Source organism: Streptomyces sp. NBC_00727 (genome assembly GCF_045161745.1).
Lineage (GTDB): Bacteria > Actinomycetota > Actinomycetes > Streptomycetales > Streptomycetaceae > Streptomyces.
This window is the reverse complement of record NZ_CP108981.1, coordinates 5,532,131-5,555,957: the sequence shown is the minus strand read 5'-3', so window position 1 is coordinate 5,555,957 and position 23,827 is coordinate 5,532,131. Positions and strand designations below refer to the sequence as shown.

22 protein-coding genes and 3 pseudogenes are annotated in these 23,827 nt (G+C 70.8%); 5 read left to right on the top strand and 20 right to left on the bottom strand.

Features of this window, described 5'->3' with window-relative positions:
• Positions 1-100 precede the first annotated feature (100 nt).
• The 4 genes and pseudogenes from OG242_RS25225 to OG242_RS25210 all read right to left on the bottom strand — a co-directional run.
• A pseudogene (locus tag OG242_RS25225) lies at positions 101-286 on the bottom strand (transporter); the annotation flags it as partial.
• Between the two features lie 117 nt (positions 287-403).
• Complete coding sequence (locus OG242_RS25220) at positions 404-1,171, bottom strand: transposase (RefSeq protein WP_405900309.1); 768 nt, start codon at positions 1,169-1,171, stop codon at positions 404-406.
• A 963-nt stretch (positions 1,172-2,134) separates the two neighbouring features.
• Positions 2,135-3,490 carry a class I SAM-dependent RNA methyltransferase gene (locus tag OG242_RS25215; RefSeq protein WP_405900308.1) on the bottom strand — a complete coding sequence of 452 codons (1,356 nt, stop codon included), beginning with the start codon at positions 3,488-3,490 and terminating at the stop codon, positions 2,135-2,137.
• Positions 3,491-3,600: 110 nt separating this feature from the next.
• The gene (locus OG242_RS25210) at positions 3,601-5,649 is read right to left on the bottom strand and encodes an APC family permease (RefSeq protein WP_405900307.1); all 2,049 of its coding nucleotides are present in this window, start codon (positions 5,647-5,649) and stop codon (positions 3,601-3,603) included.
• A gap of 343 nt (positions 5,650-5,992) precedes the next feature.
• Here OG242_RS25210 and OG242_RS25205 point away from each other — a divergent pair, with 343 nt between their 5' ends.
• Entirely contained in the window at positions 5,993-6,661 is a 669-nt protein-coding gene (locus OG242_RS25205; protein WP_266783829.1) for a TrkA family potassium uptake protein, read from the top strand.
• A complete protein-coding gene (locus tag OG242_RS25200; RefSeq protein WP_164401034.1) occupies positions 6,661-7,338 on the top strand; it encodes a TrkA family potassium uptake protein in 678 nt (225 codons plus the stop codon). Before OG242_RS25205 ends, OG242_RS25200 begins: the two co-directional genes overlap by 1 nt.
• A gap of 52 nt (positions 7,339-7,390) precedes the next feature.
• Here OG242_RS25200 and OG242_RS25195 read toward each other — a convergent pair whose 3' ends face one another.
• From OG242_RS25195 to OG242_RS25150, 10 genes and pseudogenes are all read right to left on the bottom strand, one after another.
• A complete protein-coding gene (locus OG242_RS25195; RefSeq protein WP_405900306.1) occupies positions 7,391-8,146 on the bottom strand; it encodes a DUF3159 domain-containing protein in 756 nt (251 codons plus the stop codon).
• A gap of 3 nt (positions 8,147-8,149) precedes the next feature.
• The gene (locus OG242_RS25190) at positions 8,150-8,566 is read right to left on the bottom strand and encodes an OB-fold nucleic acid binding domain-containing protein (RefSeq protein WP_405900305.1); all 417 of its coding nucleotides are present in this window, start codon (positions 8,564-8,566) and stop codon (positions 8,150-8,152) included.
• A gap of 88 nt (positions 8,567-8,654) precedes the next feature.
• On the bottom strand, positions 8,655-9,347 hold the full coding sequence (locus OG242_RS25185) for a response regulator (protein ID WP_405901723.1): 693 nt from the start codon (positions 9,345-9,347) through the stop codon (positions 8,655-8,657).
• Positions 9,348-9,400: 53 nt separating this feature from the next.
• Positions 9,401-11,944: an ATP-binding protein gene (locus OG242_RS25180; RefSeq protein ID WP_405900304.1), complete on the bottom strand. Its 2,544-nt coding sequence runs from the start codon at positions 11,942-11,944 to the stop codon at positions 9,401-9,403.
• 140 nt (positions 11,945-12,084) lie between these two features.
• Positions 12,085-12,819 carry an ABC transporter ATP-binding protein gene (locus OG242_RS25175; RefSeq protein ID WP_405900303.1) on the bottom strand — a complete coding sequence of 245 codons (735 nt, stop codon included), beginning with the start codon at positions 12,817-12,819 and terminating at the stop codon, positions 12,085-12,087.
• Positions 12,820-12,919: 100 nt separating this feature from the next.
• Positions 12,920-13,334, bottom strand: a pseudogene (locus tag OG242_RS25170) (potassium-transporting ATPase subunit C); the annotation flags it as partial.
• Positions 13,322-13,393 (bottom strand): annotated as a pseudogene (locus OG242_RS25165) (K(+)-transporting ATPase subunit F); the annotation flags it as partial. The pseudogenes OG242_RS25165 and OG242_RS25170, both read right to left, overlap by 13 nt.
• Before the next feature lie 298 nt (positions 13,394-13,691).
• Entirely contained in the window at positions 13,692-14,450 is a 759-nt protein-coding gene (locus OG242_RS25160; RefSeq protein WP_405900302.1) for a DUF3710 domain-containing protein, read from the bottom strand.
• Position 14,451: 1 nt separating this feature from the next.
• The gene (gene dut / locus OG242_RS25155; RefSeq protein WP_405900301.1) at positions 14,452-14,985 is read right to left on the bottom strand and encodes a dUTP diphosphatase; all 534 of its coding nucleotides are present in this window, start codon (positions 14,983-14,985) and stop codon (positions 14,452-14,454) included.
• Positions 14,985-15,569, bottom strand: coding sequence for a PaaI family thioesterase (locus tag OG242_RS25150; RefSeq protein ID WP_405900300.1), 585 nt, complete (start codon positions 15,567-15,569; stop codon positions 14,985-14,987). The genes dut and OG242_RS25150 overlap by 1 nt, the downstream gene beginning before the upstream one ends.
• Positions 15,570-15,627: 58 nt before the next feature.
• Between OG242_RS25150 and OG242_RS25145 the strand changes: the two genes are divergently transcribed.
• Positions 15,628-16,086 carry a DUF3093 domain-containing protein gene (locus tag OG242_RS25145; protein ID WP_405900299.1) on the top strand — a complete coding sequence of 153 codons (459 nt, stop codon included), beginning with the start codon at positions 15,628-15,630 and terminating at the stop codon, positions 16,084-16,086.
• Here the strand turns inward: OG242_RS25145 and OG242_RS25140 are convergent.
• The 4 genes from OG242_RS25140 to OG242_RS25125 form a co-directional block, all read right to left on the bottom strand.
• Positions 16,083-17,036 carry a hypothetical protein gene (locus OG242_RS25140; RefSeq protein ID WP_405900298.1) on the bottom strand — a complete coding sequence of 318 codons (954 nt, stop codon included), beginning with the start codon at positions 17,034-17,036 and terminating at the stop codon, positions 16,083-16,085. The two genes, OG242_RS25145 and OG242_RS25140, sit on opposite strands and share 4 nt — an antisense overlap.
• 13 nt (positions 17,037-17,049) lie before the next feature.
• Positions 17,050-17,346: a DUF4193 domain-containing protein gene (locus tag OG242_RS25135; protein ID WP_003965732.1), complete on the bottom strand. Its 297-nt coding sequence runs from the start codon at positions 17,344-17,346 to the stop codon at positions 17,050-17,052.
• Positions 17,347-17,751: 405 nt separating this feature from the next.
• A complete protein-coding gene (locus OG242_RS25130; protein ID WP_405900297.1) occupies positions 17,752-18,987 on the bottom strand; it encodes a sensor histidine kinase in 1,236 nt (411 codons plus the stop codon).
• The gene (locus OG242_RS25125) at positions 18,987-19,640 is read right to left on the bottom strand and encodes a response regulator transcription factor (RefSeq protein WP_405900296.1); all 654 of its coding nucleotides are present in this window, start codon (positions 19,638-19,640) and stop codon (positions 18,987-18,989) included. The genes OG242_RS25130 and OG242_RS25125 overlap by 1 nt, the downstream gene beginning before the upstream one ends.
• Before the next feature lie 389 nt (positions 19,641-20,029).
• Between OG242_RS25125 and OG242_RS25120 the strand changes: the two genes are divergently transcribed.
• On the top strand, positions 20,030-20,206 hold the full coding sequence (locus tag OG242_RS25120) for a hypothetical protein (RefSeq protein ID WP_405900295.1): 177 nt from the start codon (positions 20,030-20,032) through the stop codon (positions 20,204-20,206).
• A gap of 81 nt (positions 20,207-20,287) precedes the next feature.
• Here the strand turns inward: OG242_RS25120 and OG242_RS25115 are convergent, their stop codons facing one another.
• Together OG242_RS25115 and OG242_RS25110 are read right to left on the bottom strand one after the other, a co-directional pair.
• Entirely contained in the window at positions 20,288-21,073 is a 786-nt protein-coding gene (locus OG242_RS25115; protein WP_405901722.1) for an inositol monophosphatase family protein, read from the bottom strand.
• Positions 21,074-21,166: 93 nt separating this feature from the next.
• Positions 21,167-22,294, bottom strand: a complete 1,128-nt coding sequence (locus OG242_RS25110) for a ferrochelatase (protein ID WP_405900294.1) — start codon at positions 22,292-22,294, stop codon at positions 21,167-21,169.
• A 210-nt stretch (positions 22,295-22,504) separates the two neighbouring features.
• Between OG242_RS25110 and OG242_RS25105 the strand changes: the two genes are divergently transcribed.
• Complete coding sequence (locus OG242_RS25105) at positions 22,505-23,827, top strand: D-arabinono-1,4-lactone oxidase (protein ID WP_405900293.1); 1,323 nt, start codon at positions 22,505-22,507, stop codon at positions 23,825-23,827.

Sequence of the window (23,827 nt, the reverse complement as noted above, 5' to 3'; positions counted from 1 at the left end):
AGAACATGACAGACGTCCCGGACACGGTCGGTAAACAAGCCTGGGACGTGCTGGTCACAGTCCCAGACGGACATCACGGGCGGGGCTACCTGCGGTCGGTAAACTCAACGATCACGGGCGCGCCATTCTCATCGAGGCCCAGCGAGTCGATACGTCCGCCATCGGTGCATCCAATTACGTACTCGCTCGCCAGGAATCGCACCCCTAGCATCGCCTCCATGTGCGCCTCGATAAGGCTCTGCACATCCGCCTCGACGTCGGCAAGATGCGGCGTGACCTCAGTCACGCCGCCTTTCGTTGTATGAAACAGCTTCACGCCCGACTTCCCCCCTCGGCTAAGACTTGTCCCGTAAATGATCTATGACTGGCGTGGACGTGGTCGGTGATCGATCCGACCGCTCGTCTATCCGGCGAGGTTGAGGTTGTGCAGGCGGGCGATGCCGAGCATGGCGTGGTGGACGCCGTCGCCCTTGAGGCGGCAGTCGCGGAGGATCTTCCAGGTCTTCATGCGCGCGAAGACGTGCTCGACACGGGCGCGGACCTGTTTGTGGGACGTGTTGTGGGCCTGTTTCCAATCGGGCAGTTCTTCGCCCTTGCGGCGACGGTGAGGCATGACAAGTCCTGTGCCTGGATAGCCGCCGTCGGCGATCGTCGTGGTCGTGCCGACGGCCGCCTTCGCGCCGGACTCCTCCCACGCCTTGCAGTCGTTCCGATTGCCGGGCAGAGGCCGGCCGACCACCACGACGAGGCGGGTATCGGCGTCGATGACGACCTGGTGGTTAGTGGAGTAACGGTAGTTCTTGGACTGCTCGGCGATGGTGTGGTCGCGGGTGGGAACCAGGGTGCCGTCCACGATGAGCACGGTGCCCTTCGCGAAGCGCTGCCTGGGCTGCAGGGCGAGGAGCGGGCCGAGTTGGTCGATGATGCGGTCTGCGGCCGACTTCGAGATGCCGAACAGAGGTGCGATCTGGCGCATCGTCAAGTTTGTGCGCCAGTAGGCCGCGACCAGCAGTACTCGGTCCTCCAACGGCAGTCCCCACGGCCGGCCCCGCCGTACCGCGTCCGCACCCTCGCGGCGCAGTGCGGCCACCAACTTCCCGAAGGCGCGCGGGCTCAGCCCAGTGAATGGGGCTATCCAGGACGGCTCCGACGCCGTGATCACACCAGCCACACCAAGATCATCGCACCACCGGCGAGGCGACTCAGATGCGGGAGCGCAGACGCAGGGTAAGCAGGCTGCGTAGACGAGTAGAGGCCCCGCGGTGAGTCCCGAGCCTCCTCACCTCGTCCGCCCCAAGCTCCAGCCGATCTGCGAGAGCATGCACGGCGGCGTAGGGCCGTTCGCCCTCCTCGAGCTTCGCCGCTACAGCATCGAGGACAGCTCGAAGAACGATGCGGTCCGCGCCGGGATGTTCTGCCAGCAGGCGCAGAAGTCTGTTGTCGTTCCAGACGCTGTCGCGGGCCTTGCTCAGTTCCAGGAGAGCTACGGGCGGGGTGTGGGGGTTGGTAGCCAGGGCCTGCCAGACGAAGGGGTACGGACATTGCGCGAGACGCTGCAGGACAGGGCCGTCTGTCTCGGCATGCGCCAGTGCGAGGTAGTCGGCAGGCGTGGGCACGAGGATGGCCTCTCAGGAGCGTCGAGGTCGCCATCTTGCCACCGCACCTTGACTACCAGCGGACACCGGGACGGTCATGCCCCATCTCAGCTGCCTCGACCATCGCTTACGGGACAAGTCTTAGGAGATCGACAACGTCGCGCGGGTGCAAGTTTGTTTCCACATGAGGCCACGGGGCCGTGAAGAAAGCGTGTGGATGCATCCTGCCCCTGCTCGCCCGACGCACCGGGCGGCACTCCACGACGTCACGACGGGCAAACACTGACCAACGGCGACCAAGCCCTACCCCGTCCCTCCGGGGCCGCTACACGGCGCTGGCTCCGCCACAGAGAGTTATCAAGATTGAGCACCCCCCTGCCACACCTGTCACGCCATCAGAAGTAGAGGCGATCGCCTGATGACTCGTCAGGGCGTGCGTCAAACGTGCGTCAGAAAGGCCGATCGTGCGTCGAATATGCGTCAAGATATCGCCCGTAACGCCCACAGCGCACATAATGCACACTCGACAAAACCGCAGCTCAGGCGCCCTTTTCGGCAGGCTCAAGGATCGCGACGCACTCGACATGGTGCGTCATCGGGAACAGATCGAACGCCCGCAGCGTCCGCACCCGGTATCCGCCCTCCCGGAAGTACCCCAGGTCCCGCGCCAGCGCCGCCGGGTCGCAGGCCACGTAGGCGATGCGGCGCGCGCCGAGCCCCACCAGCTGCTTCACCGTGGACTTGCCGGCGCCCGCGCGGGGCGGGTCCAGGACGATGAGGTCACACTCGGTGATGCCGGTGCGGGGCAGGACCTGGTCGACCTTGCCGTGTTCGATGCGGACGCGGTCCAGGTCCGCCAGGTTGTGGCGGGCGTCCTCGACCGCGCGCTTGCCGGACTCGATGCCGAGGACGGCGCCCTTCTCGCCGATGCGCTGGCCGATGGCACCGGCGAAGAGGCCGACGCCGCAGTAGAGGTCGAGGGCGGTGTCGTTCTTGCGGGGCAGCAGGCCCTGCATGACCGCGCGGACCAGGGTGTTCGCGGCCTGCGGGTGGACCTGCCAGAAGCCGCCGGAGCCGACGCGGTACGTGCGGTCGTCGGCGCGCTCGCGGACGAAGCCGCGGCCGTGGACGCGGTGGACGCCGCCGTCGCGTTCGTCGACGCGCAGGACGGAGACCGGCTTGTCCAGCTCGACCAGGGGGAGCCGGCCGCCCGGGCGGGGGGTGAGGATGACCTGGCGGTCGTGGGAGCCGGTGGCGGCGATGGCCTCCACCGTGGCCATCCGGGGCCAGTCCTGCTGCTCGACGCCCAGCTCGGAGACGCCGGGCGCGGCGATCATGCAGTGGTCGATGATCTCGATGTCGTGCGAGCGGTGCTTGCGCAGGCCGACGCGGCCGTCCTCGTCGATGGCGTACTGGACGCGGGTGCGCCAGGCGGGCACCTCGCCCGCCGGGACCTTGTCGCCCTCGGCCGGCATGACCGTGCCGTCCCAGCCCGCCTCCTCCGGGGTGAGCCCGGCGAGGCGCTGGAGCTGTTCGGCGATGACCTCGCCCTTGAGGCGGCGCTGGGCGCCCGGCTTGGCGTGCTGCCAGTCGCAGCCGCCGCACTTGCCGGGGCCGGCGAACGGACAGGGCGCCTTGACCCGGTCCTTGGACGCCTCGATGATCTGCACCGCGTCCGCGCGGAGGAAGCGCGAGTCCTCGGAGCCGTCGGTGATCCGGGCGACGATCTTCTCGCCCGGCAGGGTGTGGCGTACGAACAGCACCCGGCCCTCGTCCGTGCGGGCGATGCAGTGGCCGCCGTGCGCGACCGGGCCGACCTCGACCTCGTACTCCCGCCCGACCAGCGACTCCGGCTGTGTCTCCCCGGTCTGCGGCGACGTGGATTCGTTCTGCATGAGGGGATGGCTCCAGGGAGGGAAGGGGACGGCCCGCGGCCGGACGACAACAACCTACGAGTCTACGTGCGTGCCGTCCGCCCGCCGACCACACTCGGCGGGCCCCCGCCTCAGCCCTTCGGTGCCGGCTCCTTGTGCTTGCGTTCCACCGGGCCCCGGCGCACCGAGCCAGGGGCGCTCCAGTCGGCGCGCCTGCGGGCACGCTTCTTCGCGACCTCGGAGGACTCCAGCTGGTACGGGACCGAGGTGACCATCACACCGGGGGTGAAGAGCAGCCGGCCCTTGAGCCTGAGGGCGCTCTGGTTGTGCAGCAGGTGCTCGTACCAGTGGCCGACGACGTACTCCGGGATGTAGACGCTCACGACATCGCGCGGGCTCTCCCGGCGCAGGCTCTTGACGTACTCGATGACCGGACGGGTCACCTCGCGGTACGGGGAGTCGAGGATCTTCAGCGGTACGTTGATGCCGCGCCGCTCCCAGTCCTCCCTGAGGGCCTTCGTCTCGGCCGGGTCCACGCTGATGGAGAGCGCCTCCAGGTGGTCCGTGCGGATGAGCTTGGCGTAGGCGAGCGCGCGCAGGGTGGGGCGGTGGAGCTTGGAGACCAGGACGATCGCGTGGACGCGGGAGGGGCGGATCGACTCGTCCGGGGCGGTCTCGTCGGCGGCGATCTCCTCGGCGACCCGGTCGTAGTGCTTGCGGATCGCGGTCATCGTGCCGAAGAAGATCACCATGCCGAGCAGCGCGACCCAGGCACCGTGGGTGAACTTCGTGGCGAGGACGACGACGAGCACCAGGCCGGTGAAGAAGGCGCCGAAGGTGTTGATCGCCCGGGAGCGGATCATGTGGCGGCGCTTGGCCTGGTCCTTCTCCACGCGCAGGTGGCGGTTCCAGTGCCGGACCATGCCGGTCTGGCTGAGCGTGAAGGAGACGAACACGCCGACGATGTACAGCTGGATGAGCCGGGTCGAGTCGGCCCCGTAGATCACGACCAGCAGGATCGCGGCGCCGGCCAGCAGGACGATGCCGTTGGAGAAGGCGAGCCGGTCGCCGCGGGTGTGCAGCTGGCGGGGCAGGTAGCGGTCCTGGGCGAGGATCGAGCCGAGCAGCGGGAAGCCGTTGTACGCGGTGTTCGCGGCCAGGAAGAGGACGAGGGCGGTGGCGGCGGCGAGGATCACGAAGAAGAACGTGCCGTCGCCGAAGACCGCGGCCGCGACCTGCGAGATGACCGGGTCCTGGACGAAGCCCGCGCCGACCGGCCGGCCGTTGCTGACCAGGTCCTTCGCCGGGTTCTCGGCCATCTTGACGTCGGTGGCCATGGCGAGACCGATGATGCCGCAGAACATGGTGACGGCGAGCAGACCCATCATCGCGAGCGTGGTCGCGGCGTTCTTGCTCTTGGGCTTGCGGAACGCGGGTACGCCGTTGCTGATCGCCTCGACGCCGGTGAGCGCCGCGCAGCCGGAGGAGAACGCACGCAGCAGCAGGAAGACGAGGGCGAAGCCGGCGAGGCCCTGGTGCTCGGGCTTGATCGTGTACCCGGAGGTCGGGGCGTGCATGGTGTCGCCGAGGACGAGTCCGCGGAAGGCGCCCCAGATGATCATGATGAAGACGCCGGCCACGAAGAGGTACGTGGGGATCGCGAAGAGCTTGCCGGACTCCTTGACCCCGCGCAGGTTCATCAGGGTCAGCAGCACGATGGCGGCGACCGCGCACGCCGTCTTGTGCTCGACGACGAACGGGACCGCGGAGCCCAGGTTCTCGACGCCCGAGGCGATCGAGACGGCGACGGTCAGGACGTAGTCGACCAGCAGGGCGCTGGCGACGGTCAGACCGGCCTTGGGGCCGAGGTTGGTGGTGGCCACCTCGTAGTCGCCGCCGCCGCTGGGGTAGGCGCGCACGTTCTGCCGGTAGGAGGCGACGACCGTGAACATCAGGACCACGACCGCGACCGCGATCCAGGGACTGAAGTGGTAGGCCGACACACCCGCGATGGACAGCACGAGGAGGACTTCTCCGGGTGCGTACGCCACCGAGGACAGCGGGTCGGATGCGAAGACGGGGAGTGCGATGCGCTTGGGGAGGAGCGTCTCCCCCAGCTTGTCGCTGCGCAGGGCCCGTCCGATCAGGATCCGTTTGGGCACGTCGGTCAGTTTGGACACGCTGAGGATCGTAAGGGTTCGGCATGTGACCCGCCCCCGCCCCACGGGCGTGGCCCGCCAATCTCCTGCACTCGGCCGGAAACGCCACGGAATCCTTAACGCAATCCTTGCGCCGTGTGCCCCGGCAAAGCGCCCGGAGCGGTCCGGGCCACGCCGCCTTTGCCCCGGCCGCCCCGCGATGCGCACACTCGGATGAGGCAACGCGACCGGCGCCGCATAAGCTCGTATCCGGGCGACGGGACACACCGTTGCCCCGTTGTTTGCCCGGCCAGCCGAGGAAAGAGTGTGAGCAGGGTGTTTTCGCAGGTCAGCCGGACGACCAGGACTGCGAGGTAGGCGCAAGGTGCACATCGTCATCATGGGCTGCGGGCGAGTGGGAGCCGCTCTCGCGCAGACCCTGGAGCAGCAGGGGCACACGGTCGCCGTCATCGACCAGGACCCCACGGCGTTCCGGCGCCTGGGCTCCGGGTTCGGCGGCCGTCGCGTGACCGGGGTCGGTTTCGACCAGGACACCCTGCGCGAGGCGGGGATCGAGGAGGCCGGGGCGTTCGCCGCGGTGAGCAGCGGCGACAACTCCAACATCATCGCGGCCCGCGTGGCGCGCGAGATGTTCGGCATCGAGAATGTCGCGGCCCGCATCTACGACCCCCGTCGCGCCGAGGTCTACCAGCGGCTGGGCATCCCGACGGTCGCGACCGTGCGCTGGACCGCGGACCAGATGCTGCGCAGGCTGCTGCCCTCGGGCGCGGAGCCGCTGTGGCGCGACCCGAGCGGCGGGGTACAGCTGGCCGAGGTGCACACCACGCCGTCCTGGATCGGCCACAAGATCAGCACGCTCCAGGAGGAGACGGGTGTGCGCGTCGCGTTCATCACCCGGTTGGGCGAGGCCATACTGCCGTCGTCGCAGACGGTGCTGCAGGAGGGCGACCTCGTCCACGTGATGATGCGTACGGACGAGATCGCGAAGGTCGAGGCGGCCTTCGCCGAGGGCCCCGAGGAGGGCGGTCACTGATGCGTGTCGCGATTGCCGGGGCCGGTGCGGTGGGGCGTTCCATCGCGGGCGAGCTGCTGGAGAACGGGCACGAGGTGCTGCTCGTCGACAAGGCACCGACCGCCATCTCGGTGGAGCGGGTGCCGATGGCCGAGTGGCTGCTGGCGGACGCCTGCGAGATCACGTCGCTGGACGAGGCGGCGCTGCAGCGGTGCAACGTCGTGATCGCGGCGACCGGTGACGACAAGGTGAACCTGGTCGTCTCGCTGCTGGCGAAGACCGAGTACGGCGTGCCGAGGGTCGTCGCCCGGGTGAACAACCCGAAGAACGAGTGGCTGTTCAACGAGTCGTGGGGCGTCGATGTGGCGGTCTCCACGCCGCGTCTGATGTCGGCGCTGGTAGAGGAGGCGGTGAGCGTCGGCGATCTGGTCCGGCTGCTGCGCTTCAGCCACGGCGACGCGAACCTCGTGGAGCTGACGCTGCCGCCGGAGTCGGCACTGGCGGGTACGCAGGTCGGGGAGGTCGCCTGGCCGGAGGACACCTCGCTGGTGACGATCATCCGGGGCCAGCGGGTGCTGACGCCGAGCCCGGAGGAGAGCCTGGAGGCCGGGGACGAGCTGCTGTTCGTGGCCGCGCAGGCGCGCGAGGAGCAGCTGGAGGACCTGCTGTCGGTGCGCCGGGGCGACCCGGAGGCGTAGGCATGCGAGAGGGGCCCCGTCACCAGCGGTGACGGGGCCCCTCTCGTACGTCTCAGAGCTCCTGGCCCCCGGACGCTTCGGCGGCGGCCGCCTTGCGGGCCTTCTCGGCCTCCTCCTCGGCTTCCATCTCGGCGAAGACGTCGATGGGCGGCGGCGCCTTGGCGAGGAAGACCCAGGTCAGGTAGACCGCCAGCAGGAAGGGCGGGATCTTCAGGGCGATCAGGACCCAGCCGAACTGGGTGGTGTCGGCCCACCAGTACAGCGGGAAGAGGATCGCGCACTTGGCGAGCAGGATCAGCCCCCAGGCGTAGCTGGCCTTGGCGTACGCCTTCTTGCGGCCGGGGTTACGGGTGCGCCAGGAGAGGTTCTCCTTGAACACCGGGCCCAGGATGAGGCCGATCAGCGGCAGGCCGGCGACCGTGCTGACCAGGTAGGCCAGCGCGAGGCCGAGGGTGTAGAGCATGCCCGGGAGGTAGAAGTCCTTGGCGTTGCCCGTCATCTTGGCGAAGACGACGCCGAAGGCCACACCGAAGACGCCGCTGAAGGCGTGCTTGACGGTGTCCTTGCGGATCAGCCGGACGGCCACGAGGCCCAGCGACACCGCGACGGCCGCGACGGCCGAGTAGGTGAGGTTCTTGTCGATGGTGAAGATCGTGACGAAGAGCAGCCCGGGCAGGACCGTCTCCACCATGCCCCTCACGCCGCCGAAGGCTTCGAAGAGCGCGGCCTCGGTGACCGCCCTGGCGTCGGCCTCCTGCTGGTCGGTGGTGCGGTCCGTGTCGGACGTCGGCTTGTCGAGAGACGTCACCGGCTACTCCTTGCCGAGCGGTCGGAGTTCGTATTTGGGGTTGAACAGCACCCGGCGGCCGTGGCTCATGGCGATCCGGCCGGAGGCGATGAGCTTGCGGCCCGGTTCTATGCCCACGATGGAGCGGCGGCCGAGCCAGACCACGTCGAGCGGCGCGGTGCCGTCGAAGAGCTCCGCCTCCAGGGCGGGCACTCCGGCGCGCGGTCGCAGGGTGACCGTCCGCAAGGTACCAGTGACCTTCACGATCTGGCGGTCGGTGCATTCGGAGATCCGGGTGCACCCCGAGGCCTGCGAGTCCTCTTCCAGCTCCTCGCACTCCAGGTCCTCCTGGGAGCTCGAAAGCCGGTCGAGCATCCGCCGGAAGCGCCCGGACGGGCGGTCGCCCTTGTGGGCCTTCTCGAATCGGGGAACAGCACTCATACCCGAAGGGTACCGGTCCTACGAGGTCATCGCGGGTGGCCGCCGTCTCACTCGGACGGGGGACACGGACACGCCGGGCGCATCGGTTTCAGGCGCGCTCGAAGCGGTAACCCATGCCGGGTTCGGTGACGAAGTGGCGGGGGTGGGAGGGGTCGGCCTCCAGCTTGCGTCGCAGCTGGGCCATGTAGACGCGCAGGTAGTTGGTCTCGGTGCCGTACGAGGGCCCCCAGACCTCCTGGAGCAGCTGGCGCTGGCTGACGAGCCGGCCTCCGTTGCGGACGAGGACCTCCAGCAGGTGCCACTCGGTGGGCGTGAGCCGTACGTCGCGGCCGTCGCGCTGGACCTTCTTGGCGGCGAGGTCGACGGTGAAGCCCTCGGTCTCCACGACGACGACCTGGTCGCCCCCGTCCTGCCCGACCGGCTCGGCCCTGCGCACCGCCGCCCGCAGCCTGGCCAGCAGCTCGTCCATCCCGAACGGCTTGGTCACGTAGTCGTCGGCTCCCGCGTCCAGCGCCTCGACCTTCTCGTCGGAGGTGTGGCGGGCCGAGAGCACCAGGATCGGCACCCGGGTCCAGCCGCGCAGGCCCCGGATCACGTCGACGCCGTCCATGTCGGGCAGCCCGAGGTCCAGGACGACGACGTCGGGGTGGCGGGCGGCGGCGAGCTGGAGGGCGGTGGCCCCGTCGGGCGCGGCGTCCACCTCGTAGGTGCGCGCCTTCAGGTTGATCACGAGGGCGCGTACGATCTGCGGCTCGTCGTCGACCACAAGCACCCGGGTCATCGCGGTCCTGCCTTTCTGCTGGGCGTACGTCGGTGCGGGGAGGTCCCCGCGGTTCATGAGGTGACCCGCGCGGGCAGGCCGGGGGCGGCCGGGGCGTGGCCCGGTGCCGCCCGGAGGGTGAGGACCATGGTGAGGCCGCCGCCCGGGGTGTCCTCGGCGTCGAGGGTGCCGCCCATGGACTCGGCGAAGCCGCGGGCCACGGCGAGCCCGAGGCCGACCCCGGCACCGCGCGGGGCGTCCCCGTACCGCTGGAACGGCTCGAAGATGCGCTCCTTGCCCTCGTCGGGGACGCCCCGGCCGCGGTCGGCGACCCGGAGTTCGACGCGGGCGCCGAGCGCGCTGGCCGCCACGGTCACGCGGTCGCCGTCGGGGCTGTACTTCACGGCGTTCTCCACGATGTTGGCGACGGCCCGCTCCAGGAGTCCGGGGTCGACGGCGACCATGGGCAGCGTCTCGGGGATGTCCAGGTCGACGCTGTCCTCGGGGACGCCGCCCAGGGCCATGGGCACCACCTCGTCCAGGTCGATCTCGCGGATGAGCGGGGTGACGGTGCCGGTCTGGAGGCGGGACATGTCCAGGAGGTTGCCGACGAGGTGGTCGAGGCGGTCGGCGCCGGCCTCGATGCCCTCAAGGAGTTCCGCCTCGTCGTCCTCGGACCAGGCGACGTCGTCCGAGCGCAGGGAGGAGACGGCGGCCTTGATCGCGGCGAGCGGGGTGCGCAGGTCGTGGCTGACGGCGGCCAGGAGAGCGGTCCTGATGCGGTTGCCCTCGGCGAGTCTGCGGGCCTCCTCGGCCTCGTCGACCAGGCGCTGGCGGTCCAGGACGACGGCGGCCTGGGCGGCGAACGCACCGAGGACCCGGCGGTCCTCGGCGGGCAGCACCCGGCCGGTCAGGGCCAGGGCCATGTGGTCGCCGACGGGCATGTCCACGTCGGCGTCCTCGGGCCGGGCGGCGGGGGCCGGGCCGACGCTCCCGGCGCACGTCCAGGGGTCGACGTCGCTGCGCCGCTCCAGCAGGGCGACGGAGCCCATGCCGAAGGTCTCGCGGACCCGGTCCAGGAGCGCGGCGAGCGTGGTCTCGCCGCGGAGCACGCTGCCGGCCAGGAACGACAGGATCTCGGACTCCGCGCGGAGCCGGGCGGCCTGGTGGGTGCGGCGGGCGGCGAGGTCCACCACGGAGGCCACCGCGACCGCCACCGCGAAGAAGATCACGATGGCGACCAGGTTCTCCGGATCCTGGACGGTGAGGGTGTGGGTGGGCGGGGTGAACCAGTAGTTCAGCAGCACGGAGCCGACGGCGGCCGAGGCGAGGGCGGGCAGCAGTCCGCCGATGAGGGCGGCGGCGACGGTCATGAAGAGGAAGAGCAGGACGTCGTTGGCGAGCCCGGGGCCGCCCTCCAGGCCCTTGAGGAGCACGGCGAGGAGGACCGGGCCGCCGACGCCGACCGCCCAGCCCCAGAGGATGCGGGCGCGGCCGAGGCGGGCGCCACGGGCGATGGGCAGGCCCCGGCCCTTGGCGACCTCGTCGTGGGTGACGATGTGGACGTCGAGGTCGGTGCCGGACTCGCGGGCGACGGTGGCGCCGACGCCGGGGCCGTAGACGTACTGCCAGGTCTTGCGGCGGCTGGAGCCGAGGACGATCTGGGTGGCGTTGACGCCCCGGGCGAACTCCAGGAGCGCGGAGGGTATGTCGTCGCCGATGACGTGGTGGAAGGTGCCGCCCAGGTCCTCGACGAGGGTGCGCTGGACCGCCAGCTCCTTGGGCGAGGCCGAGGTCAGCCCGTCGCTGCGGGCGATGTAGACCGCCAGGATCTCGCTGCCGGACCCCTTGGCCGCCATCCGGGCGGCGCGGCGGATGAGGGTGCGGCCCTCGGGGCCTCCGGTGAGGCCGACGACGATGCGTTCGCGGGCCTGCCAGGTGGTGCGGATGTTGTGCTCGCCCCGGTACTGCTGGAGGTATTCGTCGACCCGGTCGGCGACCCAGAGGAGGGCCAGCTCGCGCAGGGCGGTGAGGTTGCCGGGGCGGAAGTAGTTGGAGAGGGAGGCGTCGATCCGGTCCGGTTTGTAGATGTTGCCGTGGGCCATGCGGCGGCGCAGGGCCTGGGGCGACATGTCGACCAGTTCGAGCTGGCCGGCCCGGCGGACGACTTCGTCGGGCACGGTCTCGCGCTGGCGTACGCCGGTTATGGACTCGACGACGTCGCCGAGGGATTCCAGGTGCTGGATGTTGACGGTGGAGACGACGTCGATGCCAGCCTGGAGGAGTTCCTCGACGTCCTGCCAGCGCTTGGCGTTGCGGGAGCCGGGGACGTTGGTGTGGGCCAGCTCGTCGACCAGGGCGACGGCCGGGGCGCGCTCCAGGACGGCGTCGATGTCCATCTCGGTGAAGACGGCCCCGCGGTGCTCGATCTCGCGGCGCGGGACCGCTTCGAGGCCGTGCAGCATGGTCTCGGTGCGCGGCCGGTCGTGGTGCTCGACGAAGCCGATGACGCAGTCGGTGCCCCGCTCGACGCGCCGGTGCGCCTCGGAGAGCATCGCGTACGTCTTGCCGACGCCGGGTGCCGCACCGAGGTAGATCCGAAGTTTGCCGCGCGCCATGGCCCCATCGTCTTCCGAAACCGGTGGCCGCCGCCGTGGCTGCCATGGTTCGAAAGTACCTGGTGAATTTCCGGCATATCGGGCGGGGGTGGGAAGCGGCGGGAATTGACGCAACCCTGATACGGCTCCCGGGCCGCCGGTCAGTGCTCGATGATGTGCCCGTCGCTGAGCTCCAGGACCCGGTCGGCGAGGCCGAGCAGCTGGGCGTCGTGGGTGGCGACGAGCGCGGTGACGCCCTCGCTGTGGACGACGGCGCGCAGCAGCTCCATCACCGCGAGGCCGGTCTCGGCGTCGAGCTGTCCGGTCGGCTCGTCGGCAATCAGCAGGGCGGGCCGGTTGGCGAGCGCGCGGGCGATGGCGACGCGCTGCTGCTGGCCGCCGGAGAGCTCGCCGGGGCGCTGGGCGGCGTGGTCGGCGAGGCCGACGAGGGAGAGCATCAGCGACACCCGCTCCTCGCGCTCGCGCGGGTCGGCCTTGCGCAGCCGCAGGGGTACGCCCACGTTCTCCGCGGCCGTCAGGATGGGGATCAGGCCGAACGACTGGAAGATGAAGCCGATGCGGTCGCGGCGCAGCTCCAGGAGCCCGTTCTCACCGAGCGAGGAGAGGTCGGTGCCGTCGACGGTGATCCGGCCGCCGTCCGGGCTGTCGAGGCCGCCGACGAGGTTGAGCAGGGTCGTCTTGCCCGAGCCGGAGCGTCCCTTGAGGGCGACGAGCTCGCCGCGCGGCACCTCGAAGGAGACCCCGCGCAGCGCGTGCACGGCGCCCGCGCCGGAGCCGTACGAGCGGTGCAGGTCCTCGACGCGGACCATGGGGCTGTCCGCGACGGCCGTGCCGGCTCCCCCGCCGGTGCTCGTGTCGGCGGTGTTCTCGGTCATGTCGCTCCCCCGGGGGTCCTCGGTCGTGTCGGCCGCCAGTATGTGCAGGTGGCACGGGACCGGGCAATGCCCGGGTGGGCCCCGGGCACCGCCCCGCCCGTCAGCGCGTCCCGGTCACCAGCCGCCGCAGCGCGATGTTGAGCTCCAGGACGTTGACGCGCGGTTCCCCGATGAAGCCGAGGAGACGCCCGTCGGTGTGCCGTTCGACCAGCTCGGCGACCCGGCCGGCGTCGAGGTGGCTGCGCGCGGCGACCCGGCGGACCTGGAGCTCCGCGTACGCCGGGGAGATGTCCGGGTCGAGGCCGGAGCCGGACGAGGTGACGGCGTCGGCGGGTACCCGGGGACGGGGTTGTCCCGGACGACGGCCGCCTTGGCGGCGGTGACCCGGTCGATCAGCTCCGCGTTGTCGCCGGAGAGGTTGCTCGCGCCGGAGACGAGCAGCGAGTACCGGTGTTGCGGCTGTTGGTGCCGAGCCCTTCGGAGGGGCGCGGCTGGAACCACAGAGAAGGGCGAGGACGAGGTAGCCCAGCAGGGCGGCGGCCACGACGAGGCCGGCCACGTTGTCCGCGGTCACAGCTTCGCCACCCCCTTGGCGACGAGTGCCACCAGCGCGAAGACCGCGATCGTGGTGACGACGAAGGCCGCACCGGCCATCGGATGCTCCTGGATGAGGTGTCGAGGAATCGGACCCCTTGAGCAAACCGCCCACCAGCACCGCCTTGACCTGCGTTGATGCTTCTCTTACGGGAGTGGGCCCGGCCTTGACGGCGCCTGTACGCCCCCGATACGCGCCCCGTACGCGCACGCAAAAGCCGGTGGGCCGCACCCCGGGAAAGGGGTACGGCCCACCGGCCGGTGTCAGCGGGTGCGGATCAGCGCACCTCGGTGATCTCGGGACCGCGCTGGAGTCCGGCCATGCCGCCGGAGAACCTCGACTCCTCCTGCTCCTCCTGCTGGACGCCCTCGGGAACCATCTGGGCGTCGTTGGGGAGCTTGAGGACGATCGGGTCGCGCGGGGCCATCGGGCCCTCGCCGCGGACGACCACGGTGTCCCGGAAGACCGTCTCCAGAAGCCCGGCGGCCTCGGGCTGCACGGCGCCCTGGCCGGAGATCACACCGCGCAGGAACCAGCGCGGGCCGTCGACGCCGACGAAGCGCACCAGCTGCACGCCGTTCGTCCCGTCGGGGAGCTGTACGGGGACCTGCGCGCGCAGCTCCCAGCCCAGCGGGCCCTCGACCTCGTCGATGACGCCGCCCTGCTGGGTGATGCCGGAGGCGATCTCCTCGCGGACCTCGCCCCAGATGCCCTCCTTCTTGGGGGCGGCGAAGGCCTGGAGCTGGACCGCGCTGTCGCGGAGCACGACGGTGGCCGCGACGATCGCGTCACCGGCGACCTCTACGCGCAGTTCCATGCCCTCGACGCCGGGCACGAAGATGCCGCCCAGGTCGACCCGGCCGTCGCCGGGCTGGGACACCTCGCTGATGTCCCAGGGACCGTCCGGGCGCGGCGCCGGCGGAAGGTTCGTCCGGCGCGGCTCGCTCTCGGTCTGCTCGTCGACGACCTGCTCGGCCTCGCGCGCCTCGTCCACCGTGTCATCGGCGGAACCACTGTTCTTGCGACGTCCGAACACGTCACTGTCCTTCCCGGTCGGATTCGACCGAAGCGTAGCTGTTCCCGCCCTGGGGAACCCCGCCCCGGACGCCATCAACATCAACGGCGGCATGACCGCCGGTGGACCCGAAGCCCCCCTCGGCCCGCGCCGAGCCGGGAAGCTCCGACACCTCGTGGAAGCGCGCCTTCTCGACCTGCTGCACGACCAGTTGGGCAATCCGGTCGAACCGCTCGAACCGCACGGACTCGCGCGGGTCGAGATTGATGACGATCACCTTGATCTCTCCACGGTACCCGGCATCGACCGTCCCCGGGGCATTCACCAGGGCGACCCCGCAGCGGGCGGCGAGACCGGATCGTGGGTGCACGAACGCGGCGTACCCGTCCGGCAGGGCGATCGAAACCCCGGTCGGCAGTACGGTCCGTTCCCCCGGCGCCAGCTCGGCGGCCTCGGTCGTCACGAGGTCGGCGCCGGCGTCACCGGGGTGTCCGTAGGCGGGAATGGGCACGTCCGGGTCGATCCGGCGGATCAGGACGTCGACGGGATGGCGCATCAGGGGTTCACCTCGAAGGCACGGGCCCGCTTGACCTGGTCGGGGTCGGCCATGGCGGCCTGGATCTCGGCCGGCCGGCCGTTCTCGATGAAGTGGTCGACCTTGACCTCGATGAACAGGGCGTCGGCACGCACCGCCACCGGTCCGTCCGGGCCGCCGATCCGGCCGGTGGCCCGGGAGTAGAGCTTCCGCCCGTGGACGGCGGTGATCTCGGCGTCGAGGAACAGCACGGTGTCGACGGGGACGGGACGCACGAAGTCGGTCTCCAGCCGTCCGGTCACCGCGATGACCCGCAGCAGCCAGTTCAGCGAGCCGAGCGTCTCGTCCAGCGCGGTGGCCAGCACCCCGCCGTGCGCCAGGCCCGGGGCGCCCTGGTGGGCGGCCTTCACGGTGAACTCGGCGGTCACCCGGACACCCTCCTCGGCGCGCGCCTGGAGGTGCAGCCCGTGGGCCTGTCCGGAGCCGCAGCCGAAGCAGTGTTCGTAGTGCGCGCCGAGGAGTTCGCCGGGGGCCGGGGCGTCGGGGTGCCGGACCGGTTTCACCGCGTCGGCCGGGGGCGTCAGAGCCGCAGATGTTCCACTCACAGGCGCAGACCTTACCCGCGCGGGTCCCCGCCGGTCGCGCCGTGCCAAGCTTGGAGCCATGCAGCCTTCCACCCCGCCCTTCGACGAACGCCTCACCGCCCCCCGGTCGTGGTGGCTGATCGCCGTCCTGATCGGCATCGCGTGCGCGCTGATGCTGCTGCCGCTGGGCACCCTGCCGCTGCTCGGCGGCCTCGCCGGCGGCACGGTCCTGTCGGCCGTCGCGGTGAGCTCGTACGGCTCCGCACGCATCCGGGTGGTGGCGGGTGCGCTGGTCGCCGGTGACGCGAGGATTCCGGTCACGGCGCTCGGTGAGGCCGAGGTGCTGGACGCCGAGGAGGCGCGCGCCTGGCGCACGTACAAGGCGGACACGCGGGCCTTCATGCTGCTGCGCAGCTACATCCCGACGGCGGTGCGGGTGGAGGTCACCGACCCCGAGGACCCGACGCCGTACGTCTATCTGTCGACGCGCGACCCGCAGGCGCTGGTGGCCGCCCTGAAGGCGGCGGTCCGGGCCTAGGGCCTTTCGTCTGGATCAGGCTGTTCCAGCGGGGGCAGCTCGGGCAGGCGGTCCCAGGGGATCTGCTTCTCGCGCAGGTCCTTCCTGACCCGTTCGGCGAGCTTCCTGGTGTCGCGCCGGTTCATGGACGCGCCGACGGCGGCGCCGATCATGAACGGGATCAGGTTCGGCAGGTCGCGCACGGTGCGTTTCATGATCTGCCGGCGCAGTTCGCGCTTCGTCCGGCCGCTCAGCGCCGCGTCGACCGTGGCCGGGCGGGTGACCTCGATGCCGCGCTCCTCGGTCCAGGCGGTGAGGTAGGCGGTGGAGCGCCGGCCGATGTTGCCCGGGGGACGGCGTCCGTAGACCTCGTGCAGTTCGGCGACGAGCTTCATCTCGATCGCGGCGACGCCGGCGATCTCGGCGGCCAGCTCCGCGAACATCGCGGGCGGCACGGGCATCATGGCCGCCGCGCCGATTCCGGCGCCGACGGTGGCGGTCGCGCGGCTGGCTCCCACGACGAGCCGGTCGGCGATCTCCTCCGGCCCGAGGCCGGGAAAGTGCTTGCGCAGGGTGTCGAGATCGCGCACAGGGACGCGGGGAGCGACATGGATGATCAGGTCGGCGATATGACCGATCGCTGCCTTGGCGCTCTCCCCGCCCTTGCGTACGCCCCGTTTCACTGAATCCAGACGGCCTGCCCCGGTCACGGGCTCCGTCCTGCCGACCTCTCCGGCCCTTTTCGCCGTGTCGGCTCCGGCAGCCGCACGGGCTGCCTCCATCGCTGCTTCGGCCGCTTCGAGCGAGGCCTGCAGGCCCCGCTCATCGTCCTGTCCGTCCGGCGGGGGTGGCAGGGCGGACCGCTCGGCAGGCGCCTGGGCGCCTTCTGCCGGGCCTGTACCGCCCTGGTGCTCCCCGGACGACTTCCTGCCCCAGGGGCGCCGCTTGTGGAACGGTGTGTCCCCTGCCACGGCCGACCCGACCTCAGTCGCAGTCGCGGCAGATCGGCTGGCCGTTCTTCTCGCGGGCCAGCTGGCTGCGGTGGTGCACGAGGAAGCAGCTCATGCAGGTGAACTCGTCGGCCTGCTTGGGCAGGACCCGTACGGCCAGCTCCTCGTTGGACAGGTCTGCGCCGGGCAGCTCCAGTCCCTCTGCCGCGTCGAACTCGTCGACGTCGACGGCGGACGCCGTCTTGTCGCTCCGGCGCGCCTTCAGCTCTTCAAGGCTGTCCTGATCGACGTCGTCGTCGGTCTTGCGTGGGGTGTCGTAATCCGTTGCCATGTCGCTCTCCCCCTCTGGGTGTCTGCGGTGTCTCAGCGCTCGTAACGCGTGAGAGGCCGGACTTGTGCCCGACCTGAGGCGGAGATTTTGCCTCACATCAAGGTCTGTTACTCAATCGACACCCAAAAGGACCGCTCGGGAGTGATCGGCTTGGGTGGCGATGGGGACCGTACACGGTCCCGGCGGCGCCCTTTACAGGCGCCACCCCGTGTACTTCCCGTGATGTCTACCCCCGAAAACCCGGCGATTCGCCGGGATTCCGGTGAGTTCCCTGCTCACGGAGCGTGGGCAGGGGGCTATTCGCTCCTGTGATCGATCACACACGGTCTCTTCGAGGTCAGGTCCCGAAAATTCCGCTCAAAGCGAACAAAAAATAATCAGTGTGCGAACCCTTCGTCCCGCTGGTCAGACGGGCAGTGAGACGCGCATCACAAGACCACCGCCTTCGCGCGGTTCGGCGATGATACGGCCGCCGTGGGCGCGCGCGACGGACCGCGCGATCGACAGCCCGAGACCGACCCCCTTGTCGCTGCCCGTCCGCTCCGTACGCAGCCGCCTGAACGGCTCGAACAGGTTGTCGATCTCGTACGCGGGCACCACCGGGCCGGTGTTCGAGACGACGAGCACCGCCTGGCCCGGCAGCAGCTCCGTACTCACCTCCACCCACCCGTCCTCCGGCACGTTGTACCGGACGGCGTTCTGTACGAGGTTGAGCGCGATGCGCTCCAGGAGGACGCCGTTGCCCTGGACGACGGCCGGGGCCAGCGTGGCGCGCATCCCGACGCCCTTGGTCTCGGCCTCGCCCCGGGTCTGGTCCAGCGCCCGGGAGGCCACCTCGGCCAGGTCCACGGGCTTGCGCTCGACGATCTGGTTGTCGCTGCGGGCGAGCAGCAACAGGCCCTCCACGAGCTGCTCGCTGCGCTCGTTGGTGGCCAGCAGGGTCTTGCCCAGCTGCTGGAGCTCGGGCGGTGCCCCCGGGTCGGAGAGGTGGACCTCCAGCAGCGTGCGGTTGATCGCCAGGGGCGTACGCAGCTCGTGCGAGGCGTTCCCGACGAACCGCTGCTGCGCGGTGAAGGCCCGCTCCAGCCGGTCCAGCATGTCGTCGAAGGTGTCGGCGAGCTCCTTGAGCTCGTCGTCGGGCCCGTCCAGCTCGATGCGGCGGGCGAGGTCCGTGCCGGCGACGGTGCGGGCGATGCGGGTGATCCGGCCCAGCGGCGAGAGCACCCGCCCCGCCATGGCGTAGCCGAAGGCGAAGGCGATGATGCTCAGGCCCACCAGGGCGAGCAGCGACCGGTTGAGCAGCGTGTCCAGTGCCTGCTGGCGCTGGTGGTTGACGCAGGAGTTCATCGCGGCGTTGACCGCGTTCGGCGAGTTGCCGTGTTCGAGGAGGTTGCAGACCTTGCTGGACATGTAGCCGTCGACGACCTTGAACGGCAGCTCACTGCCCACGTGCAGTGCCTGCGCCGCCAGCATGTAGATGATCGACAGCAGCAGGATGCCCGCGATCAGGAACATGCCGCCGTACAGCAGCGTGAGCCGTATCCGGATGGTCGGACGCAGCCAGGGGTACGAGGGCTCCTGCTGTTTGGGCTCCCAGGTGGGCTTGGGGGGTGCGGACGGCGGGGCGGCGGGCACGGGCATCAGATCCGGTAGCCGGAGCCGGGCACCGTGACGATCACGGCCGGCTCGCCGAGTTTGCGGCGCAGGGTCATGACGGTCACCCGGACGACGTTGGTGAACGGGTCGGTGTTCTCGTCCCAGGCCTTCTCCAGCAGCTGCTCGGCCGAGACGACGGCGCCCTCGCTGCGCATCAGGACCTCCAGGACGGCGAACTCCTTGGGCGCGAGCTGGACCTCCTGGTCGCCCCGGAACACCTCGCGGCGGTTGGGGTCGAGCTTGATCCCGGCCCGCTCCAGGACGGGCGGCAGGGCGACGGTCGTACGGCGGCCGAGGGCCCGGACGCGGGCGGTCAGCTCGCTGAACGCGAAGGGCTTGGGCAGGTAGTCGTCGGCACCGAGCTCCAGGCCCTCCACGCGGTCGCTGACGTCACCGGACGCGGTGAGCATGAGCACCCGGGTCGGCATGCCGAGCTCGACGATCCGGCGGCACACGTCGTCGCCGTGGACCAGGGGGAGGTCGCGGTCGAGCACCACGACGTCGTAGTCGTTGACCTCGATGCGCTCCACGGCCGCGGCTCCGTCGTACACGACATCCACGGCCATGGCCTCGCGGCGCAATCCGGTGGCCACCGCATCGGCGAGCAGCTGCTCGTCCTCCACGACGAGTACGCGCACGGCGCTTCCTTCCTTAGAACTTCGCAAGCGATCTTCACCACGGGGCCCCGGGGCGTCCGGAACGGCCCGGCCGCCCGCGCCGCGGGCATGCCCCGGCACACCCCGTGCTGTTCCATCCTGCCCGTAACGCGTATAAACCGGCGGTAAGACGGTGCGGTCCCGACCTGCGGCTTCCAGGAATCGACGGGAAATCCGGGCCAGTTGAGGTTTCCCTGAGGTTCGCCCGGGGGAGGACGCATTCACACCCGCGATCACGACTTCCCATGTGGCGTTGTCACAGGCCCCTCCGATTCCCCGGAGAGTGCGTGATCACCCGCCCTACCGCTTCGGCGGAGGGAAACCCGGGCACACCCCCGTGCCACCGACCCACGACGATGAGGGGGCGCTTCATGGACGCTTTCACCGCAGGTCTGCTGCACCGCATCAAGACCACCGAGGACGACCTCACGAAGGCCCGCGAGACGGGCGACGACTTCCTCGCGGACGTCGAGCAGAGCGAGCTCGACGACCTCCATCGCCTCGCCGCCGAGCACGGTGTACGCATCGGCACGGCGACGAACGCCTGACCGGCGCAGAAGGGCCCCGCAACCGCCGTACAGCGGTTGCGGGGCCCTTCTGCCGCCCGGACACGGGCCCGGCGCCCAAGATCAGTCGTGCCAGGCTCCCAGCTCCTCCAGGAGGGCCTGGAGCGGTTCGAAGACGCCGGGGGACGCCGCGACGGTCAGTTCCCCGTCGGCCGGCCCGCCCGGGCGTCCGCCGGTGAGGGCGCCGGCCTCCCGTGCGACGATGTCGCCCGCGGCCAGGTCCCAGGGGTGCAGGCCGCGCTCGAAGTAGCCGTCGAGCCGGCCGGCGGCCACGTCGCAGAGGTCGATCGCCGCGGAGCCTCCGCGCCGGATGTCCCGCACCCGCGGGATCAGCTCGCGCGCCACCTCGGCCTGGTGGGCCCGGACGTCGGCGACGTAGTTGAAGCCCGTGGCCACCAGTGCCTCGGCGAGCGGGGCGGTGGGGCGGCACCGCAGCCGGACGTGCTCGTCGCCGTGGGGACCGCCGGTGACGAAGGCGCCGTGGCCCTGGCGCGCGAAGTACGTCTCGCCGCGCATCGGGACCTCCACCACGCCGGCGACCCGCTCGCCGTGCACCTCGACGCCGATGGAGACGGCCCAGGACGGCAGCCCGTAGAGATAGTTCACCGTGCCGTCGAGCGGGTCGATGACCCAGCGGACGCCGCTGCTGCCCTCGGCGGTCGTGCCGCCCTCCTCACCGAGGTAGCCGTCGAGGGGGCGGCGCTCGATCAGGTACTCGGTGATCAGCTTCTCGGCGGCGATGTCCATCTCGGTGACGACGTCGACCGGGCTGGATTTGGTCGCGGCCACACCCAGTCCCGCCGGACGCCCGTCACGCAGCAGCCGGCCCGCGAGTTCCGCGGCTTCCATGGCGAGGTCGAGCAGGGTGTCCACTGGGTGTTCGACTTGGGTCACGGCGTTCCCTAAGGGATTGAGGGGCGGCGGGCAGGGAAAGACGAAGGCTTACGCGTAGGGGCTGTCGGCGCCCGCGGCGGCGGGCCTGGGGGCCCTGGCCGGGCAGCAGCCCACCGGGCACAGGTCGTGGCTCGCGCCCAGCGTCCCGAGGGCGCACCGCTCGGGCCGGCGGCCCCGCTCGGCGGCGGCCCGTTCCAGGACGAGGTCGCGCACGGCCGCGGCGAACCGGGGATCGGCGCCGACCGTCGCGGAGCGGCGTACCGGCAGGCCCAGCTCGGCGGCCTTGTCGGTGGCCTCGGTGTCGAGGTCGTACAGGACCTCCATGTGGTCCGAGACGAAGCCGATGGGCGCCATCACGACGGCGGGGACACCGTCGCCGTGGAGGGCTTCCAGGTGGTCGCAGATGTCCGGCTCCAGCCACGGGATGTGCGGGGCGCCGCTGCGCGACTGGTAGACGAGCCGCCAGGGGTACGCCGTACCGGTCCGCTCACGCACCGCGTCCACGATCAGCCGGGCCACGTCGAGGTGCTCGGCGACATAGGCGCCGCCGTCCCCGTGGGCCTCCACGGGGCCGGAGGCGTCGGCCGCCGAGGTCGGGATGGAGTGCGTGGTGAAGGCCAGGTGGGCGCCTCCGCGCACGTCGTCGGGCAGGTCCGCCAGCGAGGCGAGGACACCCTCCACCATGGGCTCCACGAACCCGGGGTGGTTGAAGTAGTGCCTGAGTTTGTCCACGCGCGGCAGGGGAAGACCCTCGGCCTCCAGGGCGGCCAGTGACTCCGCGAGGTTCTCGCGGTACTGCCGGCAGCCGGAGTACGAGGCGTAGGCGCTGGTCGCCAGGACGGCGATGCGGCGGTGGCCGTCGGCGACCATCTCGCGGAGCGTGTCGGTGAGGTACGGGGCCCAGTTGCGGTTGCCCCAGTACACGGGCAGATCCAGTCCGTGTTCGGAGAAGTCCTTGCGCAGCGCGTCGAGCAGGGCCCTGTTCTGGGCGTTGATCGGGCTGACGCCCCCGAACAGGAAGTAGTGCTTGCCGACCTCCTTGAGCCGTTCCTCGGGGATGCCGCGGCCGCGGGTCACGTTCGCGAGGAACGGAACCACGTCGTCCGGGCCTTCGGGGCCCCCGAAGGAGAGCAGGAGCAGGGCGTCGTAGGGGGCGGGATCGCGCAGATCGGACATGACCTCGATCCTGCCACCCCCGCCGCGGCCGGGTCCCACCGACATCCGGGACCGGGTGCGCGGCCGGGCCCCGCGGGGACGGCGGAAGGGGTGGATGCATGTGCGAGAACCGTGAGTATGATCCCCCTCCAACCGGCCGGTAACCCGTGGTTTCCGGCCGGGGGAAGCGCCGGCTGGGTGGGCCGGTTCCTAGGGAAGGGCGCGGGGAAGATGACCGAGACCTACGCACGGACGGCGACGAGTCCGTGGCGCAACTGGGCGGGGAACGTCACCGCACGGCCGGCCAGGACCGTGTCCCCCGCGTCGGTGGACGAGCTGGCCGAGACGCTGCGCAGGGCCTCCGAGGACGGGCTGCGGGTGAAGCCGGCCGGCACCGGCCACTCCTTCACCTCGACCGCGGCCACCGACGGGGTGCTGATCCGGCCCGATCTGCTGACGGGCATCCGCGAGATCGACCGCAAGGCGATGACGGTGACGGTCGAGGCGGGCACCCCGCTGAAGCGGCTCAACACCGCGCTGGCCCGCGAGGGCCTCTCGCTCACCAACATGGGCGACATCATGGAGCAGACGGTCGCCGGGGCCACCTCCACCGGGACGCACGGCACCGGCCGCGACTCGGCGTCCATATCGGCGCAGATACGCGCCCTGGAGCTGGTCACCGCCGACGGCACGGTCCTGACCTGTTCGGAGACCGAGAACGCCGACGTGTTCGCGGTGGCGCGGATCGGACTCGGCGCCCTGGGTGTGATCACCGCGATCACCTTCGCCGTGGAGCCGGTCTTCCTGCTGACCGCCCGCGAGGAGCCGATGAGCTTCGACCGGGTGACGACCGACTTCGACCAGCTCGTGGCCGAGAACGAGCACTTCGAGTTCTACTGGTTCCCGCACACCGGGAACTGCAACACCAAGCGCAACAACCGCAGCGCCGGGCCCGCCGCCCCGCCCGGCAAGGTCAGCGGCTGGGTCGAGGACGAGCTGCTGTCCAACGGCGCCTTCCAGGTCGCCTGCTCGCTGGGCCGGGCCGTGCCCGCCACGATCCCCTCGATCGCGAGGATCTCCAGCCGGGCCCTGTCGGCGCGTACGTACACCGACATCCCGTACAAGGTGTTCACCAGCCCGCGCCGGGTGCGGTTCGTGGAGATGGAGTACGCGCTGCCGCGCGAGGCCGCCGTCGAGGCGCTGCGCGAGGTGCGGGCGATGGTCGACCGCTCGCCGCTGCGGATCAGCTTCCCGGTCGAGGTGCGCACCGCGCCGGCCGACGACATCGCGCTCTCCACGGCGTCGGGCCGGGAGAGCGCGTACATCGCCGTCCACATGTACCGGGGCACGCCCTACCAGGCGTACTTCACTGCGGTGGAGCGGATCATGACCGCGCACGGCGGCCGCCCGCACTGGGGCAAGGTCAACACGCGGGACGCCGCTTACCTCTCCGGGGTGTATCCGCGCTTCGCCGAGTTCACGGCCGTGCGGGACCGGCTGGACCCGGACCGCCTGTTCGGCAACGACTACCTGCGCCGGGTGCTGGGCGACTGA

What these genes read in the sequence shown, in the direction of transcription:
- OG242_RS25215 (WP_405900308.1), bottom strand. Translation starts at nt 3,490, where the DNA reads ATGCAGAACGAATCCACGTCGCCGCAGACCGGGGAGACACAGCCGGAG.
- OG242_RS25200 (WP_164401034.1), top strand. Translation starts at nt 6,661, where the DNA reads ATGCGTGTCGCGATTGCCGGGGCCGGTGCGGTGGGGCGTTCCATCGCG.
- OG242_RS25190 (WP_405900305.1), bottom strand. Translation starts at nt 8,566, where the DNA reads ATGAGTGCTGTTCCCCGATTCGAGAAGGCCCACAAGGGCGACCGCCCG.
- OG242_RS25185 (WP_405901723.1), bottom strand. Translation starts at nt 9,347, where the DNA reads ATGACCCGGGTGCTTGTGGTCGACGACGAGCCGCAGATCGTACGCGCC.
- OG242_RS25180 (WP_405900304.1), bottom strand. Translation starts at nt 11,944, where the DNA reads ATGGCGCGCGGCAAACTTCGGATCTACCTCGGTGCGGCACCCGGCGTC.
- OG242_RS25175 (WP_405900303.1), bottom strand. Translation starts at nt 12,819, where the DNA reads ATGACCGAGAACACCGCCGACACGAGCACCGGCGGGGGAGCCGGCACG.
- dut (WP_405900301.1), bottom strand. Translation starts at nt 14,985, where the DNA reads ATGCGCCATCCCGTCGACGTCCTGATCCGCCGGATCGACCCGGACGTG.
- OG242_RS25145 (WP_405900299.1), top strand. Translation starts at nt 15,628, where the DNA reads ATGCAGCCTTCCACCCCGCCCTTCGACGAACGCCTCACCGCCCCCCGG.
- OG242_RS25135 (WP_003965732.1), bottom strand. Translation starts at nt 17,346, where the DNA reads ATGGCAACGGATTACGACACCCCACGCAAGACCGACGACGACGTCGAT.
- OG242_RS25130 (WP_405900297.1), bottom strand. Translation starts at nt 18,987, where the DNA reads ATGCCCGTGCCCGCCGCCCCGCCGTCCGCACCCCCCAAGCCCACCTGG.
- OG242_RS25120 (WP_405900295.1), top strand. Translation starts at nt 20,030, where the DNA reads ATGGACGCTTTCACCGCAGGTCTGCTGCACCGCATCAAGACCACCGAG.
- OG242_RS25115 (WP_405901722.1), bottom strand. Translation starts at nt 21,073, where the DNA reads ATGGAAGCCGCGGAACTCGCGGGCCGGCTGCTGCGTGACGGGCGTCCG.
- OG242_RS25110 (WP_405900294.1), bottom strand. Translation starts at nt 22,294, where the DNA reads ATGTCCGATCTGCGCGATCCCGCCCCCTACGACGCCCTGCTCCTGCTC.
- OG242_RS25105 (WP_405900293.1), top strand. Translation starts at nt 22,505, where the DNA reads ATGACCGAGACCTACGCACGGACGGCGACGAGTCCGTGGCGCAACTGG.